The sequence below is a fragment of the Undibacterium sp. FT79W genome (assembly GCF_014284215.1).
Classification (GTDB): Bacteria; Pseudomonadota; Gammaproteobacteria; order Burkholderiales; family Burkholderiaceae_D; genus Undibacterium; species Undibacterium aquatile.
The window spans coordinates 279,344-297,457 of record NZ_JACOGB010000008.1 but is presented as its reverse complement, the minus strand read 5'-3'; the positions used below and the strand labels follow the sequence as shown (position 1 = coordinate 297,457).

Sequence of the window (18,114 nt, the reverse complement as noted above, 5' to 3'; positions counted from 1 at the left end):
CCGATTATAGCAAAGAAACTACCCTCCTTACTAGAGGATTTTGCTTAAATCAAGGGTTTATGGTGCCGGAAACAGAAGTAATGGTTTGAATAACAGGTTACTAAATATATTTCAAATACAGCAAGTCGCTCCACTACGTGTCCACTAACCTAGTTAGAGGATATATGGCATCAATCAAACAAAGCAGTACTGGCATTTACCAAGTTCGCGTCAGATCGAACAAGTACCCAACTGTATGTAAGTCTTTCCACTCTCTAAAAGATGCTAAATCGTGGGCTAAATGGATTGAGGCAGAGCAGCAATCCGGCAGATGGTTAACAGTTGCCCACATCAAAATACCTACGCTCAAAGAAGCACTGATTAAATATAGTCAAGAGGTAACGCCATTAAAGAAGAGTGCTAAGCGCGAGATATATACCATTGGCGCAATATGCAGGGCAAATATCACATCGAAACAACTTGATTTAATTAAAGGGGCAGATATAGCATCCTTACGTGACCAATGGCTTAAAGAAGCACTCTCCCCTGCTACCGTCAGACTTCGTATGGCAACCATATCCCATTGCTACACAATAGCGTTTAAAGAATGGGGGCTAAACATCACCAATCCTGTTTTGCAAGTGCGCAAGCCACTCGTGAGCAATGCGCGAGAACGAAGGCTATACAAAGGGGAATTTGAGGCTGTTCTGAACGCAGCAGAATTCAAAGGATTAAAAGAGGTTGCACTACTAGCCTTAGCCTCTGCAATGAGACTGTCTGAAGTCGTGGCACTACGCTGGACGGATATCTCTATAACCAATAAAACTGCAACATTGCACAACACAAAGAACGGCAAGCCTCGCATCGTGCCACTCGGAGCAGAAGCACTGTCTATTATAGAAGCCCTCCCAAACTGTTCAAATGGGCGGCTATTCGACAGTGAGAGCCACGCAATGTCACAGGCATGGGCTAGAGCAGTAAAACGTGCAAGAGCCATTTACGAGGCTGATTGTGTGAGCAACAGTATTACACCAGACGATAGATATTTAATTGATTTACGCTTTCACGATTTGCGACATGAGCGCATTTCCAGACTCTTTGAGTTAGGCATCCTTAACACAATGGAAGTAGCTGCCATTAGTGGACATAGAACAATTCAGATGCTAGCTCGTTATACGCATTTAAATGCTTCAAGAATTGCGGATAAGCTAGTGGCAGCGTGAGAAGTTCATAAAATGCAGAACAAAGCATTTCTAGCACCAACAATATTGGTAATATACTAAAAACATATAAAACTATAACTAGTTAAAAACCTGAAAAGGAAACAACATGAATGCACTCAAAATTTTAATGACGTTAATGCTCCTTCTTACAATCTCCGCTTGCCAAAAAGCAGAGAGTGAACAGTTGAAAATAAAATCATCTGCAATTCCCGACGAACCTAAAAAAGCAACACCTCCCGCACATATACCAACGATAGAGGAATGGAATGAAGCTCTTAAATCCACCTATACGGAGAGTGATAGCAAAGATGGAAAGGATGGTACAAGAGTTTTTTATGCACGCTTTCCCGATCAAACAGGTACGTTTTTCGACGCACAAAAGAAGTCTGGAAATCTCTCGCGCGTAACCAGAGACGGTTTTAGAAAAATGTACTTCTTCAAAAATATTTGGCCTGATACGATTAAGAATCTTGTTACAAATGTCTCCTCGTATATATCACTTCCCGATGGTGGCAAACCAACAATGCTATTACGGGTATATTTCAATGGAAGAAACGGCTGGCTTTTCATGAATAAAGTTGCAGTTATGTTAGACGGGGAAGTTATTCTGGAAAATGATTTTAGCAAAGAGCAAGTAGAACGAAATACAACACGGCCAGGAATTGAGGAAACTTATACATTTATTGCAGACGCTTCAAATATTGCCGCATTAAGAAAAATCAAACCAACATCTAAAGTGATTATTAGAATTACTGGCGATAAAGGTTACGTAAATGTTGACGGTGATGGCACTGGGAAATCTAAAGAGATTGATGCTACAGAAGTTTTCATCGATTCAATAATGAGAAGCCTTGCAATATATGACACCCTGAATATGGCACTAGAGAATCATATACCTCCGAAGAAATAACCTTCAGTATTCGTCTGAAACTTCACTGGAAAGAAGGCTACTTGAAACGCACAAAAATGTGACATTCAAAACGTCACAGTATATAAAGGGAGTGTAACGACCACAAATTAGTCTTGTGTGAGCCGATAGGCGAATGCCTTAACACTTAAAACCCCCATGCTTTTGCTGTTGCCCTTGCTTAATGTAGATAAATAGTTACGTACCCAAACATGGTGTTGCTTTTGACTTTGCACTAATGAGCGAAGCGAATGCACTAACCCAAAGAAAAGGATAATGCTTTTGTTCTCGACCTTGATTCTTTGCTTTTAAATAATGTTTGTGTGCAAGAGAGAGCCTATAGGCGAACGGCTGATCTTATATAAGATATTTTATAGAACTTATGCGACAGCATAGCGCCTATAAAGAACCTTATATAAGTAAGGGTAACAGCAAAGCTTTATATGTTTAGGTGTCCACGTATTCAATTGCAATATAAACAATGTTATTTATTACCGAACCACCTTCATTGGTATTGCAATAAATATAAGGCATTAACAATGATCTGTGCGCAGCACAATTCTGTTACGTTCCTTATAAGAGCGCACAGGCTCTTTCAGCACTCCTTATAGATTGGGGATTGGCGACAGCCAACATATCCCCTTTTCCTTAGCTATTCTATAAGACTTAACAAACCCTTAAAGACTACTAAACTCTAAGAGTTTTGACCTAAAAACACCCTTAAAAAGCAGAGTTTGGAACAACTTCTGGAACAACTTATGCACAACTATTTTGTTTAGCTCTAAGCAATGTCGTTCTACCAACACTCAAAATCTTACATGCTTGGACTTCGCTACAGTTGTGTTGCGTCATGGTCTGTGCCACTTTCTTAGGCAAAAGAATACTGTCGTCATTGTATACAGGTAACAACTCCGATATTACTCTTTCCCGCTCAACGAGTAGCTTTGTTAGTTGTTCATTCTCCAGCAACAGTAATTCAGTTTCTAAGAATGAGAAATCCATGCCTGAGTCCTCATGAACGGCTGTAAGCTCGCGAATTACCTCCAGCACTGGAATCATGTCATCTACAGTCTGTCGCAGCTCATGGAGTGTTTTAGCGTTCTCTATATTGTTCCGTAGTTTGTGCAATCCTTTGACCTTAAAAGCCCTCTCAGAGAAGGGGCTATTCTGCACACATGTTTTAATCAAACCTTTGTAGGCTTTAACGTGCTGAACATCTCTCATCAGTTGATTTGCTGATAGTTTTGTAGGTAGAAGGTTAAAGCCGTCACTTAGTATTTTGTTTATGTAATCCACTACAACTACATCATCCATTACTGGTTTTGGCTTAGCAGTTTCTATCAAGCATTGCTTTAAGAATGCCTGAGTCTTCCCTATATCACTTTGACGATTTCTTACTTCTTCTTCTGTCAATTCTGTTAAGTCTACATCTGCAAATTCCTTGTATATCTGTTCGTAAAGCATGAATCAATGTCTCCTTCCGTTGTGTTGTTACATCCTCATAAAAAGCCCTCCACAAACAAAATATTTGCACCGTTTCTAAATATGCTGTACCATTTTGCTTGTGGTAGTTCTCACAGTTATAAATTTACTCTAAAAATTTTTAAAACGCTTATTATAGCACAGAATTAAGCTCCTGTGTCACCTACGTCTGTTTGTAAGCCAAAAGAGCATCATATACAGCGAAAGGGAGTTGATGCTGGTATTGCTTAGCCAATGCTTTGATATAGGCTTTACGGGCTCTCTTATGAGCCCTGATAGCTTGCCTCTCCTCATCAAACAATCCTATACATACAGACTTACCATATTTACTTATCTTAACTTGGTACTTGCCGCTGGTTGTCTTGTAATAACCTTTGCTACCCCTACCCGTCAAAGCCACATTGATGGCTCTTGGTAGAAAGCAGCACGTCTCAGGACTGTAAATTTTTACACCTCCCTCCAGTAGTAAATCAGAGTCCAAATGAAACAACTCCCCCCGCTCATCAACTTGATACATGCCGATCTGGGAAGCAGCCCACTCAGCGAAAGCATCAAAGCTGTCAGCCCACTCCTTGCAAATAGTCGCACCTGCATAATGAGGTTGATTGCGTTGCAGGCTTCCACCAACTAAACATCGGCTTTTCATATTCTGATAAATCAAGCCAAGTCGAGTATGAAAAGCAAATCCGCCAATGGTAACTGAACGCTTATATAGCTTTGTCTCTTCGTCTTTTATATCTGAAACTGTTGAGAGATTTATCGGGTAATAACCCAATACTTCTGCATCGTAAAATGTCTGTATTGCTTGCGCTATTGCCTTGCGTGTAATTGCAGTCATGCGTTAATTCCTTTCTTGAATAAAAAAAAGGAAGATTGCTGTAGCAGCTACGCTGCCAACAGAAATCTTCCTATGTAGCAACGCCTTAAAGCGCTGCCTGCAAATGCATTGGTAAGTTATTGAGTATTACTTAGTTTTCTCTTTGTCATGTTGATGGCAAAGAGAAAAGGAGAAAAGTTAAGTGTTGATTCGTCCATCACATAACCTTGCTTACTTCTTGCGGCGAACTCATTTAGAAAAACAATAGGGTTAGTCGAGCAGAGATTTACAACGGGCTTGCTTGCATCTTTCAACTCTAATTCCCTTTGCCTCAAGGCTTCCTCATGTTCTTGCTCTATCAGAAGTTGATCCAACTTACGCCGCTGATCTTCTTTAAGCTTTAACTCGTAATATTCATCATCTGATAATGGCGCTGCTGCTTTTGCCGCGGCTTGCTCAGAGGCTTTTATAGCGGCTTGCGAATCGGATTTCTTCGCCTGATAGAAGTTGAAATTATCTTGTTGAATTTGTCGAGATTCTTGCGGATGATAAACGCGAGTGCTGTCAAACGACTTCAGAAAAAACTTATTTCCATTTCGATCTTGATACTCTTCGATTACATAAGCCATTAAATTCCCTCCTTGTGATTGACTTGCTTCTTATAGCGCTTCTCTTGCAACAGAAGCATTTCATCTGCCGTGAGTTCGTTTGTACTTAAAAGAAACAGAGTGAGCCGGACGACGACTGTATGCTTATAAAGAAATGGGTTAGCGAGATTCTTTTTAATAGCTTTTAAGGCTGGGACTGTGAAACGTTTACCAGACAGCGTTGAAATACTTAACGCATTAAGATAGGAGACTGTCCTCGCGTTTGTAAATTTCTCTGTTTTTTGAAATTTAAGAACATCAAGAATTTTCTTGAAGTGCGATATTTTGAAATTGATTAAAGGGTCATGCATATTTAAGATGAGCACAGGTCTTCCTCCATTAGCGTTTGGATTGTTTTATGAATTTAAGGGGGGGGAGTTAAAGCAAAGGAATGCATTAACCGTTCGCGGGAGCGAAAAAGAAAACGGACACAATAGTTACTATTATGTCCGAATATATAGTAATTATAGCACTTCTTTTCAAAAAGTCAATAGACACCAGTCTTTTTAAACACTCTTTATTGTAACGTATTGTAACAATAATGTTCGTCAAGTAAGCTAGCCGCGTAAATAACAGCAAAGACGCAAGCGTGGCTTAACCAACAATAACCCTCGACAAAGTATCTGCACTACGATATTAAAATATCTACAACTTGTTAGGACTTCAGAAGTCGGCTTATGGCTGGCTGCGTCCAGTCCTTACCCATCATCGTGTAGACACCATCACGATTGAGCCTTGTCGCTATGCCAGCCATTGTTAAGCCTTGTTGTTGATAGCTTTTAACGATTGGTACTATCTTATCCCGAAAGGCTCTAGCCTTGATTGAATTGGATTCATGCCCCTTGATACGCGCATCAGCCAAATTTGTTTTATTACCTAGCACCCCCGTTCCCTTCTTGGAAGCAAGTGCAGAAATTGTGTTTTGACTGATGCGCTTGCGCTCCTTCTCCCCAAGTGCCGCGAATAAGTGCAAAACAAAGGGGTCTACATTGTCGCCTAGTTCTGCAACGATGAACGGAACCCCCTTAGACATTAAGCCACTGATATAGGCAACGTCACGCGACAGGCGGCACAATTTAGAAACAAGAACATAGCCTTTATTCTTTCTCGCCAAAGACAAAGCTGCCTGCAAGCCTTTTCGCTCATTGTCACCACCTGATTCAGCCTCTATAACGACATCAATGACAGCGTAACCGTTAGCACTAGCAAAGTTCCTGCATACAGTCTCCTGCGCTTCAAGACCAAGCCCTGACTTGAGTTGCTCTTTAGTTGAGCAACGACAATAAATCACAACAGTCTTAGCAGTCATTGAGCGCCCCTGAAGTTTGATTATGCATATTGTATACGACCGTTTAATGGTTGCATATTCAAATTTAAGTGAGTTTTATACACTTATTTGCGCTATATTTCGCAATATGAAATTTGCAATAATGTCTCAATAACAACAGCTATTAAAACTCTAATTGCGTTAGAGCCAGATATGATGCAGTGACCCATTATTAAGCAAACTGTATTTTGGCTAACAATGGAAAAAGCAGCATTATTACTAGGATTGAGATTTAACCGTCTAGGTGTCCAAATACAGCGCATGTAGCACTTTGAGTATGCCGATTTAGTAAATACCGTTACAATGAAGTCGCTCCACTACGTGTCCAGTAGTGACGCTCAAAATTGATATTTAATCGGATATGTAGAAGCGATTATTTTGCATGTAAAACTCTGCAAAGCTAATGCTGATGAGGCTTTCAGGGGATTTTGAAGATATATTGATGTTACAGTACGCCTGATTTCGAGTCAGGTACATTCAACCACTCTGCCACCTCTCCGGCTTGGTTGTTCGCTATAAAACGAAGCCGCCGATTATAGCAAAGAAATCTTTGCTTTCCTAGCAAAGTGCGATTCGATCACGCATCCATTCGATGGTGTTGATTCAAATTTATTCCCTAAAGGCAATAATGACACGCGCTTGTCATATCAACTATTTATATTGTTGCTATTGATTGTTTTTGCGTCTGCAGTCTGAAAAGTCAGCGGCGCGTTTTTGGGAAAACCGCCGAATGAACAGCGCAGCGTCTGAGGAAAGAATGGCCATCGTGCATCAGCACCTGGCAACCGCCACTATTGCCGCCGGGGCGACGACGGATGATGCTGATGCGATGACGCTGGCGCATTTGCAGCGCATCATCGAACAACGCTCGCTGACGGCGCGTTTTCAGCCCATCGTTGAAATGCAGAATGGTGATATTCTGGGTTACGAAGGCTTGATACGCGGCCCGTCTGACAGCCCGCTGCATTCGCCGATTAATTTATTTAAAGCGGCATCGGCGCACAATTTAACGGTCGTGGTCGAACATCTGTGCCGCAAAATCGTGCTGGAAGAATTTTTCGTACAAAACCTGCCGGGCAAGCTGTTTCTGAATGTCAGCCCGGAATGCCTGATCCAGCGCGATGTGCGCTATGGTGAAACGCTGGATTACATTCATCAGTTGGGCGTGAATCCAGACCGCGTCATCATCGAGCTGACCGAATATCAGCCGACGCATGATTACGCTTTGCTGTCGGAGGCGGTAATTCATTATCGCAGCATGGGTTTTGAAATTGCGATTGATGATCTGGGCGAGGGCTTTTCGAGTCTGCGCTTATGGTCTGAATTAAAACCGGATTACGTAAAAATCGATATGCACTTTATCCAGGGCATCGATCATGATCCGGTGAAGGCGCAGTTTGTCCGGTCGATACAAAGCATTGCAGAGAAATCGGCAACGCGGGTGATTGCCGAGGGCATAGAAACGCATGCGGAATTGCTGATGGTGCGCGATATCGGCGTGGCTTGCGGTCAGGGCTATCACATCGCCCGCCCTCACCCGACGCCAAGTAAGGCGATTCCGGCAGAGGTGGCCAAGGCGCTGGTATCGCATCATCAGCAACTGTCGCGCCGGGCCTCGGGCTTCTTTGAGCAAACCGCAGCAGTCGAAAAGATTCTGAAAGAAACGCCATCAATACCATCGAGTATGCTGAATAATCAGGTCGATGATATTTTTCTGCAGAACCCGAAGTTACAGATGATACCGGTGGTCGATCAGGGCACGCCGATCGGCATCATCAATCGCTATCACATGATCGACCGTTTTGCGCGCCCGTATCAGCGCGAGTTGTACGGCAAAAAATCCTGCAAGGTGTTTATGGATCCGCACCCGGTGGTGGTCGATAAAAACACCAGTATGCAGGATGTCAGCCATATCATTGTTGAGGCGAATCCTGAGCATCTGATCAACGGCATCATCATTACCGATCAGGGACAATATCTGGGCATTTGTACCGGGCCGGATCTGATGCGAGAAATCACGCAAATGCAGATTACCGCCGCACGCTATGCGAATCCGCTGACGCAGTTACCCGGCAACGTGCCGATCAACGAACACATTGATCAGTTACTGCAAAAACAGCAGAGGTTCAGCGCCTGTTATTGCGATCTCGATCATTTCAAGCCGTTTAATGACGTGTATGGTTACCGACGCGGCGACGATATTATTCAGATGACGGGCGATGTGCTGAAACGGCATTGCGATTCGCAGATGGATTTTATCGGTCACATCGGCGGCGATGATTTTATTATTCTGTTTCGCAGCGATGACTGGGAACAGCGTTGCAGCGATATTCTGGAAAGCTTTGCAACCGAGATTCAGGATTTTTATAACAATGAAGACCGCGAACGCGGTGGTTATCTGAGCGAAGACCGGCAAGGAAAAAAAGTGTTTTATCCGTTGGTGAGTCTGTCACTGGGCGTGGTCAAATCCAGCCCGAATCAATTTTATTCGCATCATCAGATTTCGATTGCGGCTTCTGAAGCAAAAAAACAGGCAAAGAAAATTCACGGCAACAGCTTGTTTGTCGATCGCCGCGCCGAAGTTAAATAAAAATAGATAAAAAAATCCCGCGTCGTTAAATATGACGCGGGATTTTTTTCAGATCAACTTATTGCAACAAGCTGACTTACGCTGCCGGCACTAATTTTTCCATGCCCCCCATGTAAGGGCGCAACGCTTCCGGAATCACCACGGAGCCATCTGCCTGCTGATAATTTTCCAGCACCGCGACCAGCGTACGTCCCACTGCCAGGCCAGAGCCATTCAGCGTATGCACCGCTTCTGGTTTGCCTTGCGCATTGCGGAAACGTGCCTGCATGCGACGCGCCTGGAAGGCTTCCATGTTCGATACGGATGAAATTTCACGGTAAGTATTTTGTGCTGGCAACCAGACTTCCAGATCGAAAGTTTTGGTTGCGCCAAAGCCCATATCACCGGTACACAAACTGACGACGCGGTAAGGTAAGCCCAGTTTCTTCAGAATCGCTTCGGCATGACCGACCATTTCGTCCAGTGCTTCCATGGATTTTTCCGGATGCACGATCTGCACCATTTCCACTTTATCAAACTGATGCTGACGTATCATGCCGCGTGTATCGCGGCCATAGCTGCCAGCTTCGGAACGGAAGCATGGTGTATGCGCCGTCATCTTGATCGGCAAAGCATCTGCCGGGATGATTTCGTCACGCACAGTGTTGGTTAATGTCACTTCGGAGGTCGGGATCAGATACAGCGTTTCGCCCTCGCCGTCTTGTCCGCCTTTTTTCACGGCAAACAAATCTTCTTCAAATTTCGGCAATTGGCCGGTGCCGCGCATGGAATCGGCGTTCACCATGTAAGGCGTGTACATTTCTGTATAGCCGTGTTCAACGGTTTGCGTGTCAAGCATGAACTGCGCCAACGCACGATGCAAACGCGCCATACCGCCTTTCATCACCGAGAAACGTGAGCCGGTTAATTTGACTGCGGTATCAAAATCCAGACCCAGTGCGGAACCGATATCGACGTGATCTTTGACCTCGAAATCAAACACTGGCGGTGTGCCAACTTTACGGATTTCAACGTTCGCGGTTTCATCCTGCCCCACCACCACAGATTCGTGCGGTAGATTAGGAATCGTCTGCAAGAATGCCGTCATGGCGATCTGCACTTCTGACAGACGCACTTCAGAAGCTTTCAATTCGTCGCCGATGCCGCCGACTTCGGCCATCACTGCGGAAGCATCTTCGCCTTTGCCTTTGAGCATACCGATTTGTTTGGACAAGCTGTTACGCTTGGCTTGCAGTTCTTCAGTGCGGGACTGAATCTGCTTACGTTCACCTTCGAGTGCGTTGAACGCATCGACATCGAGTTTGAATTTACGGGTAGCAAGACGCGCGGCAACAGCGGCGATATCTTTACGCAGGAGTTGAATATCTATCATAGTGATCTGATACGAATAAGTGGAATAAGCTAATCGGCTATTGTAGCAAGGGCGGGCGAATTTCCCTAAACTTATAGCATGCTGATGACACCGAATATCAGCACCAGCCAGCGCATGTAAATGCAAATAATGGGGAGTATATGAGCAAAATCAGCTTATCTCTATACAAACAAAGGGGTACAGGCTGGCAAAAACAGATACCCCAGGGAGTATATTTCAGGCTTTTTTCTGCTTTTTGAGTGATTTCTGAGCGTTTTTTTACCGCGTTTTGACATTAGCAAATGCGCTGAAACCTGATCAAGCACATCAGCAAATCGACAGACGCCGTTAAACGCCATCCGCCTCATCATCCAGCCGCCGCAGATACGCCAGCTTTTCTGCAATTTTGATTTCCAGTCCGCGCGGTACCGGGTGATACCAGGATTCGCCTTCCAAGCCTTCCGGCAGATAAGTTTCGCCAGCGGCATACGCATCCGGCTCATCGTGGGCATAGCGATACAGTTTGCCGTAACCGAGTTGCTTCATTAACTTGGTCGGCGCATTCCGCAAATGTTCCGGCACGACGCGCGATTTATCTTTCGCCACCAGCGCCCGCACCGCGTTATAGGCTTTATAAACCGCATTCGATTTCGCCGCACACGCAAGGTAAATCACCGCCTCGGCCAACGCTAACTCGCCTTCCGGTGAGCCCAGACGTTCGTAGGTTTCAGCCGCATCCAGACAGATACGCAAAGCGCGCGGATCAGCCAGACCGATATCCTCCGACGCCATGCGAACGATGCGCCGCGCCATATAACGTGGATCAGCGCCACCATCGAGCATGCGTACCAGCCAGTAGAGCGCAGCATCAGGATTCGATCCACGCACGGATTTATGCAAGGCAGAAATCTGATCGTAAAACGCATCGCCGCCTTTATCAAACCGTCGCAAAGCGTCGCCCAGACATTCACTGAGTAAAGCAGGATCAACGACATTCAGATTTTTGGCAGTAGCGGCATGCGCCACGATATCGAGATTATTCAATAATTTACGACCGTCGCCATCGGCGCTGGACACCAGGCTGGCTTTGGCTTCCGGCAGTATCTGCAAACCATCAAGCTGACGCTCGCAGGCACGATCCACCATCAGCGCAAGATCATCATCCGTCAGCGATTTCAGCACATACACAGCGGCCCGCGACAGCAAGGCGCTATTGACTTCGAATGAAGGGTTTTCGGTCGTCGCGCCGATGAAGGTGAACAAACCACTTTCCACATGCGGCAAAAAAGCGTCTTGCTGACTCTTGTTGAAACGATGTACTTCATCAACAAACAGGATGGTGCGGCGTTGCGACGTTGCCTGCAAAATCTGCGCCCGCTCAACGGCTTCGCGGATATCTTTAATGCCAGATAAAACGGCGGACAAGGCAATAAATTCGCAATGAAATGCATCTGCCATCAGGCGCGCCAGCGTAGTTTTACCCACACCCGGCGGGCCCCACAAGATCATCGAATGCGGCTCGCCAGACTGAAACGCAACGCGTAGCGGTTTGCCCTCGCCCAGAATATGCTGCTGCCCGATCACATCATCCAGCGTCGCCGGACGCATGCGCTCTGCCAGCGGCGTGAGCTTCTTACGTGGTGAGCTCATCATGCAATCACATCTGCCATCTCATTTGCCAACTCAATTTCCATCATTATTGGCGGAACACATCTGCCCCGGCAGGGACGACGAATTTGAACTGATCCGCTTTCAAAGCAGGATTTTTTTCCATGCTTTTGAGCGTCACCAGTGACACCTGACCAAACTGATCGCGCAATTCCAAAGCGTAAGGAACGCCGTCTTTCATGCCGATGCCGATATGATCGAACTGGCTGCCTTTGGCTTTCGCAGTTGCTTCCAGCCATTCCATGCCCTGCTTCGATGGCACATCTTTGAGGACGAAATTTTTATCCAGATCAGCAGCGCCAGCGCTGCCAAACAGAATCGCTGCAGGGCTGGAACCCAACGCATTGCCTAATTCTTTGATCGTGACCTGATTCAAATCTTTATCGAAGATGAAGAGCTTTTCACCATCGGCCTGCAACACTTGCTCGTAAGGCTTTTGGTAAGTCCAGATGAATTTACCGGGACGGGCGAAGACGAATGCACCGCTGAAGGTCTTGGAGACTTTAGGGTTGCCATCCACCATCTTGATCTGCTGCTGAACGAATTCACCTTTGGCACTTTTGGTGTTCGAGACAAAGGATTTGAATTGATCGACTGCGGACGCCATGGCGATTGCGGGTAACAGCGTGGTGGCAACAACACATGCCAGCAGACCGCGTACTATTTTACTTTGCTTCTTCACTGATTTTCCTTGATTACTCATCTGTACTACTTATCATATCGACCGCCTGATCCGCCTGTCGCGGATATCCATGGCTACTCAGCATTTCCGACCGGGACCAGAATTTCACGGTTGCCATTCGACTGCATCGTTGATACGACCCCGCTTTGTTCCATTTGTTCCAGCAAGCGGGCAGCGCGATTGTAACCAATACGCAAATGCCGTTGCACCAGCGAAATCGAAGCGCGACGGTTTTTCAATACGATCGCCACGGCCTGATCGTACAAAGCGTCGGCCTCGCCACCACCGGCAACCTCGCCCGCAGCGCCGCTCTCACCGCCCTCTTCCAAGGTGCCGCCTTCGAGTATGCCTTCGATATAGTTAGGCTCGCCCTGCGCTTTTAAATGCTCAACCACACGATGCACTTCTTCATCCGACACAAACGCGCCGTGTACCCGTACCGGTAAACCGGTGCCGGGCGGCATGTACAACATATCGCCCATACCGAGCAAGGTTTCTGCGCCCATCTGATCGAGAATCGTGCGCGAGTCGATTTTACTGCTGACCTGAAACGCGATACGGGTAGGAATATTCGCCTTGATCAGGCCGGTAATCACGTCCACCGATGGTCGTTGCGTTGCCAGAATCAAATGTATACCCGCTGCGCGCGCTTTTTGCGCAATACGGGCGATCAGCTCTTCCACCTTTTTACCCACCACCATCATCAGATCGGCCAACTCATCAATGATGATGACGATGGTTGGCAATTTATCGAGCGGTTCCGGCGCATCCGGTGTGAGGCTGAATGGATTCGGAATATGTTGTTCTTTCTTTGCCGCTTCTGCGATTTTGACGTTATAACCAGCCAGATTACGCACGCCCAGTTTCGACATCAGTTTATAGCGGCGCTCCATTTCAGAAACCGCCCAGTTCAGAGCATGCCCAGCTTGGCGCATATCCGTCACCACCGGCGCCAGCAAATGCGGAATACCTTCGTACACCGACATCTCCAGCATCTTAGGATCGATCAGTATCATGCGCACATCGTTAGGATCAGACTTGTACAGCAGTGACAATATCGTCGCATTAATACCAACAGATTTACCGGAGCCCGTTGTACCCGCCACCAGCAAATGCGGCATCTTCGCCAGATCGGCACAAATCGGATTGCCTGCAATATCTTTACCGAGTGCTACGGTGAGGCTTGACGAGCTGTCGTGATAAATCTTGGAGCTGAGAATTTCTGTCAGGCGGACAATCTGCCGTTTCGGATTCGGCAATTCCAGCCCCATGTAATTTTTACCGGGAATGGTTTCCACCACACGTATCGACGTCAGCGACAATGAGCGCGCCAGATCACGCGCCAGATTGACGATCTGACTGCCTTTTACGCCGGTCGCTGGCTCAATTTCGTAACGGGTAATGACAGGCCCCGGATAAGCCGCAACGACCTTGGCATCAACACCGAAATCGGAGAGTTTTTTCTCTATCAGACGACTGGTGAATTCCAGGGTCTGCACGCTGACGGTTTCTTGCACGGGCGGCGCATCATCAAGCAAAGAAAGCGGTGGTAGATTCGTGTCTGGCAGTTCATTGAATAAGGACACCTGTTTCTCTTTTTCCACGCGCTCAGAACGCTGCACGGCAACCACCTGAGGCTCTATGCGTATCGGCGATGCTTCCACAATCTTCGCCCGTTCCTGCACCACTACTTCTTCGCGCTTGACTGCGGCAGTCTGACCAACACGCCGGTCTTCCGCCGCCGCGTATTTATTTTGTATGAACACAAAAACGGTTTCTATCGCCGCACCGGTTTTTTCTGCGATCGTCAGCCAGGACACCTGAAAATACAAGCTGATCCCCAATGCCATCGCCATCAGTAACACCAATGTTGCGCCAGTAAAACCCATAGCGCTGTATGCGGCAGAACCAATTACATTGCCAAGTACGCCCCCGGGAGCCAATGGCAATGGCAGACTCAGGGTATGCATGCGCAAAAACTCCAGCCCCATGCTGCCGCAAATCAGTAAGGTAAATCCCGTGATCCGCGCAAGCAGGTAAGGCAAGCCCTCTTCTTCGCCGGTTTTCGTTTCGACTTGCATCGATAGCCGATCAGCCAGACGCCGATAAGATTTCACTACCTGACGCAAGCAAACAACGCTCCACCACCAGGCAGAAAAACCGAATACATACAGCACCACGTCTGCCAGCCAGGCGCCGAATTTTCCGCCCAGATTATGGATTTTCGGGACAACGCTGGACTGTGACCAGCCCGGATCTGCCTTGGAATACGTCGCCAGTATCAATATCAGGCAAACGCTTAATGCAGCGAAAATGAGCCAGCGTGCCTCCATCAGCAACACCACCATTTTATTTGGCAGTGGCGGGGGCGGCGGGCTTTTACTGCTACGGGTGTAGGCTTCGCTGTTACTTGTAGTCATAAATCAGGAAAATGTTCATCCAGACAACCAAAGACTGACAAGATAGCATGTTAGAGCCCGCTCGCCAAACACCGGGTACCTCACGCAGCGCCAGAGGATAGACTATAATTTGCGCTGATCTGCAGATGAAAATGCAAAAAAGCGCCATCGCTTGCTTTTTTCTAAGGCAACACCATCTGCAAGCAAATAAGGCATCGATTATCCCGTCTGGCCTCCCCTTCAACTCTTTTTATGCAGGTCTGCTCATGTCTACATCTAAAAAACACGCTCGCGTATTGATTCTCGGCTCAGGTCCAGCGGGTTATTCCGCCGCTATTTATGCCGCCCGCGCCAACCTTAATCCGGTATTGATCACTGGCGTAGAACAAGGTGGGCAACTCATGACGACAACGGATGTCGAAAACTGGCCAGCAGATCCGCTGGGTGTGCAAGGCCCGGAACTGATGCAGCGTTTTCTGCAACATGCAGAACGTTTTAACACTGAAATCATTTTCGATTACATTCATACAACTAAGCTCGATGAAAAACCTATCCGTCTGATCGGTGATCAGGGTGAATACACCTGTGATTCACTGATTATCGCGACTGGTGCATCAGCACAGTATCTGGGTTTACCTTCTGAACAAGCCTTTATGGGTAAAGGTGTCTCCGCCTGTGCCACTTGCGATGGTTTCTTTTATCGCGGCAAAGAAGTTGCGGTTGTCGGTGGCGGCAATACAGCAGTCGAAGAGGCACTGTATTTATCGAATATCGCCAGCAAAGTCACAGTGATTCACCGTCGCGACAAATTCCGCGCAGAAGCTATTCTGATCGACCGCCTGATGGCAAAGGTCGCGGAAGGCAAAGTAGAAGTCAAATGGAATCACACTCTGGATGAAGTCACTGGAGATGATTCTGGTGTTACCGGCGTAAATATCAAATCGGCGGATGGGGTAATTACACAAGTGCCTGTCCATGGTGTATTTGTCGCAATTGGTCACAAACCGAATACCGGCATTTTTCAAGGTCAGCTGGAAATGCATAACGGCTACATCAAAACCCGCACCGGCACTGAAGGCATGGCAACCGCAACGAATGTTCCCGGCGTATTTGCAGCCGGCGATGTGCAAGATCATGTTTACCGTCAGGCGATTACCAGTGCAGGTACCGGCTGTATGGCGGCACTGGATGCACAGCGTTATCTGGAAGAATAATCCAGGCTGAATCGATGTCGTCGCTGAAAAATTTTGCTGACCTGAAATCTCTGGGTCAGCAACTCAAAACACAACAGGAAGCCAGACAGCGCGCTGAAGCAGAACGTCTGGAGCAGGAAAAGAAAGCAAAAGCAGAAGCTAATATTTTCCGCTCCAGCATAGGTTCGGTTGAACCATTGAAAGTGGCGGTCAAGCATCAGGCAACTCCGGTACGCCCGGCACCAATACCATTTCAATACATCGCCGATGAGAAAGCAGCATTACAAGAATCGCTTTCTGATGAATTCGATGCGGATTCATTACTGGAAACAGATGAAAATCTGAGCTATACCCGTCCCGGAGTCGGGGTTGACGTCGTCAGAAAATTACGCAAGGGGCACTGGGTGATCCAGGCGCAATTAGATTTGCATGGTCTGCGCCGTGATCAGGCCAGAGACAGTCTGGGTGATTTTCTGAGGCGATGCGGTAGAAACGGTGTTCGTTGCGTACGGATCATTCATGGAAAAGGCCTGGGTTCTGTCAATAAAGAACCCGTTCTGAAGCACAAAGTACGAAACTGGCTGATCCAGAAAGATGAGGTGCTGGCATTTAGTCAGGCGACTGCAGCGGATGGCGGATCAGGTGCGCTGATCGTATTATTAAAGGCCTGAGTTTCCTCAGGCCTTTTTTATCAGTTCTTGAATTTTCCGTCTTTGCCAATCATAGTCATATCAACGAATTTTGAACCATTGTGATTCGACGATGAAAAGTTAATGTCAAAACCACCAGCATCGTAACTCTTAGTGTTCAACGACTCTAAAGAGGAAATCAATTTTTCGCGGGTCAGATTCTGGCCTGAACGACGCAAACCTTCCACAAATACCTTCGCCGCAATAAAACCTTCCAGACTGGAAAAATTCAGGTCTTTAATGCCGGCTTTATTCATGATTTTTGTGTATTCACCGACGACAGTTGCGTTCGCCGCAGACCAAGGAAAAGGCACGACTTGCGACACAACGACACCGGAACCATCTTTACCCAAAGCATCCGACAAAGCCTGACTACCGACAAAAGAGACGTTATAAAACTGGCCGGTATAACCCAACCGGCGCATCTCTTTAATTAACGCTGCAGAAGAAGAATAGGCGCTGATCTGGATAATAACGTCGGGACGTTTTGCCATCATTTTTTCAACTGCTTTGGCAACATCAACACTATTTCTCTCTACCGTTGCGGTATCAACAATAGGAAGATTTTTTTTCTTCAGCGCACGCTCTACACCCGTTAATCCTGCTTTACCGTACGCGTCATTTTGATAGAACACAGCGATATTTTTAAGCCCGGTATTTACCAGACGATCAACCAGATGTTCGGTTTCGTCAAAATAGCTGGCGCGAACATTGAAGATCAACTTATTGAAAGGTTCCCGCAAAGACTGAGCACCAGTATAAGGTGCAAAGAATGGCACTTTCGCTTGCGTGAATATAGGCGTTGCGGCGTTGCTGGTTGCCGTGCCAACATAACCAAACAAGGCAAATACATCGTCAGTCTCTATCAGTGCCTTCGTATTGGAAGCAGCAATGTCAGCCTCGTATTTATCGTCACGCTTAATGACTTCGATCTTACGGCCGAAGACGCCGCCAGTGCTATTCACGTGATCAAAATAGGCTTTCGCCCCTGCATGCAACTGTATGCCCAGTTGCGCTGCAGGCCCCGAAAAAGCAGCAGATTGGCCGATAATAATTTTATGCTCACTAACGCCATTTTCCGCAACAGCTGGCATGGCCAGCAGCGCTGCGAATACAGCAGTGAGTAATTTGGATGCCATCATAGTTGCTTGCACTCAGTT

Annotated in this window: 14 protein-coding genes; 5 read left to right on the top strand and 9 right to left on the bottom strand. The window is 46.7% G+C overall.

Annotation, left to right across the window (positions count from 1 at the left end; genetic code table 11):
* Positions 1–164 precede the first annotated feature (164 nt).
* On the top strand, positions 165–1,202 hold the full coding sequence (locus H8K38_RS16180; protein WP_186885869.1) for a site-specific integrase: 1,038 nt from the start codon (positions 165–167) through the stop codon (positions 1,200–1,202).
* 106 nt (positions 1,203–1,308) lie between these two features.
* On the top strand, positions 1,309–2,112 hold the full coding sequence (locus tag H8K38_RS16175) for a hypothetical protein (RefSeq protein ID WP_186885868.1): 804 nt from the start codon (positions 1,309–1,311) through the stop codon (positions 2,110–2,112).
* A 753-nt stretch (positions 2,113–2,865) separates the two neighbouring features.
* Here the strand turns inward: H8K38_RS16175 and H8K38_RS16170 are convergent.
* The 4 genes from H8K38_RS16170 to H8K38_RS16155 form a co-directional block, all read right to left on the bottom strand.
* On the bottom strand, positions 2,866–3,573 hold the full coding sequence (locus H8K38_RS16170) for a hypothetical protein (RefSeq protein WP_186885867.1): 708 nt from the start codon (positions 3,571–3,573) through the stop codon (positions 2,866–2,868).
* Positions 3,574–3,754: 181 nt separating this feature from the next.
* On the bottom strand, positions 3,755–4,429 hold the full coding sequence (locus tag H8K38_RS16165) for a hypothetical protein (RefSeq protein WP_186885866.1): 675 nt from the start codon (positions 4,427–4,429) through the stop codon (positions 3,755–3,757).
* Positions 4,430–4,545: 116 nt separating this feature from the next.
* Entirely contained in the window at positions 4,546–5,037 is a 492-nt protein-coding gene (locus tag H8K38_RS16160; RefSeq protein WP_186885865.1) for a hypothetical protein, read from the bottom strand.
* A gap of 673 nt (positions 5,038–5,710) precedes the next feature.
* Entirely contained in the window at positions 5,711–6,364 is a 654-nt protein-coding gene (locus tag H8K38_RS16155) for a recombinase family protein (RefSeq protein ID WP_186885864.1), read from the bottom strand.
* Positions 6,365–7,211: 847 nt separating this feature from the next.
* On the opposite strand from H8K38_RS16155, the gene H8K38_RS16150 reads away from it, so the two are divergent.
* On the top strand, positions 7,212–8,972 hold the full coding sequence (locus H8K38_RS16150; RefSeq protein WP_234030623.1) for a GGDEF domain-containing protein: 1,761 nt from the start codon (positions 7,212–7,214) through the stop codon (positions 8,970–8,972).
* Positions 8,973–9,048: 76 nt separating this feature from the next.
* On the opposite strand, the gene serS is transcribed toward H8K38_RS16150, so the two are convergent.
* The 4 genes from serS to H8K38_RS18655 form a co-directional block, all read right to left on the bottom strand.
* Entirely contained in the window at positions 9,049–10,344 is a 1,296-nt protein-coding gene (gene serS / locus H8K38_RS16145) for a serine--tRNA ligase (RefSeq protein ID WP_186885863.1), read from the bottom strand.
* 327 nt (positions 10,345–10,671) lie between these two features.
* Positions 10,672–11,976: a replication-associated recombination protein A gene (locus tag H8K38_RS16140; RefSeq protein ID WP_186885862.1), complete on the bottom strand. Its 1,305-nt coding sequence runs from the start codon at positions 11,974–11,976 to the stop codon at positions 10,672–10,674.
* 43 nt (positions 11,977–12,019) lie between these two features.
* Positions 12,020–12,694, bottom strand: a complete 675-nt coding sequence (gene lolA, locus H8K38_RS16135; RefSeq protein WP_186885861.1) for an outer membrane lipoprotein chaperone LolA — start codon at positions 12,692–12,694, stop codon at positions 12,020–12,022.
* A gap of 53 nt (positions 12,695–12,747) precedes the next feature.
* The gene (locus H8K38_RS18655; RefSeq protein ID WP_186885860.1) at positions 12,748–15,093 is read right to left on the bottom strand and encodes a DNA translocase FtsK; all 2,346 of its coding nucleotides are present in this window, start codon (positions 15,091–15,093) and stop codon (positions 12,748–12,750) included.
* A 245-nt stretch (positions 15,094–15,338) separates the two neighbouring features.
* On the opposite strand from H8K38_RS18655, the gene trxB reads away from it, so the two are divergent.
* Together trxB and H8K38_RS16120 are read left to right on the top strand one after the other, a co-directional pair.
* Positions 15,339–16,286 carry a thioredoxin-disulfide reductase gene (trxB, locus tag H8K38_RS16125; protein ID WP_186885859.1) on the top strand — a complete coding sequence of 316 codons (948 nt, stop codon included), beginning with the start codon at positions 15,339–15,341 and terminating at the stop codon, positions 16,284–16,286.
* A gap of 14 nt (positions 16,287–16,300) precedes the next feature.
* The gene (locus H8K38_RS16120; RefSeq protein ID WP_186885858.1) at positions 16,301–16,936 is read left to right on the top strand and encodes a Smr/MutS family protein; all 636 of its coding nucleotides are present in this window, start codon (positions 16,301–16,303) and stop codon (positions 16,934–16,936) included.
* Positions 16,937–16,956: 20 nt separating this feature from the next.
* Here the strand turns inward: H8K38_RS16120 and H8K38_RS16115 are convergent, their stop codons facing one another.
* Positions 16,957–18,096: an ABC transporter substrate-binding protein gene (locus tag H8K38_RS16115; RefSeq protein WP_255423023.1), complete on the bottom strand. Its 1,140-nt coding sequence runs from the start codon at positions 18,094–18,096 to the stop codon at positions 16,957–16,959.
* Positions 18,097–18,114 lie beyond the last annotated feature (18 nt).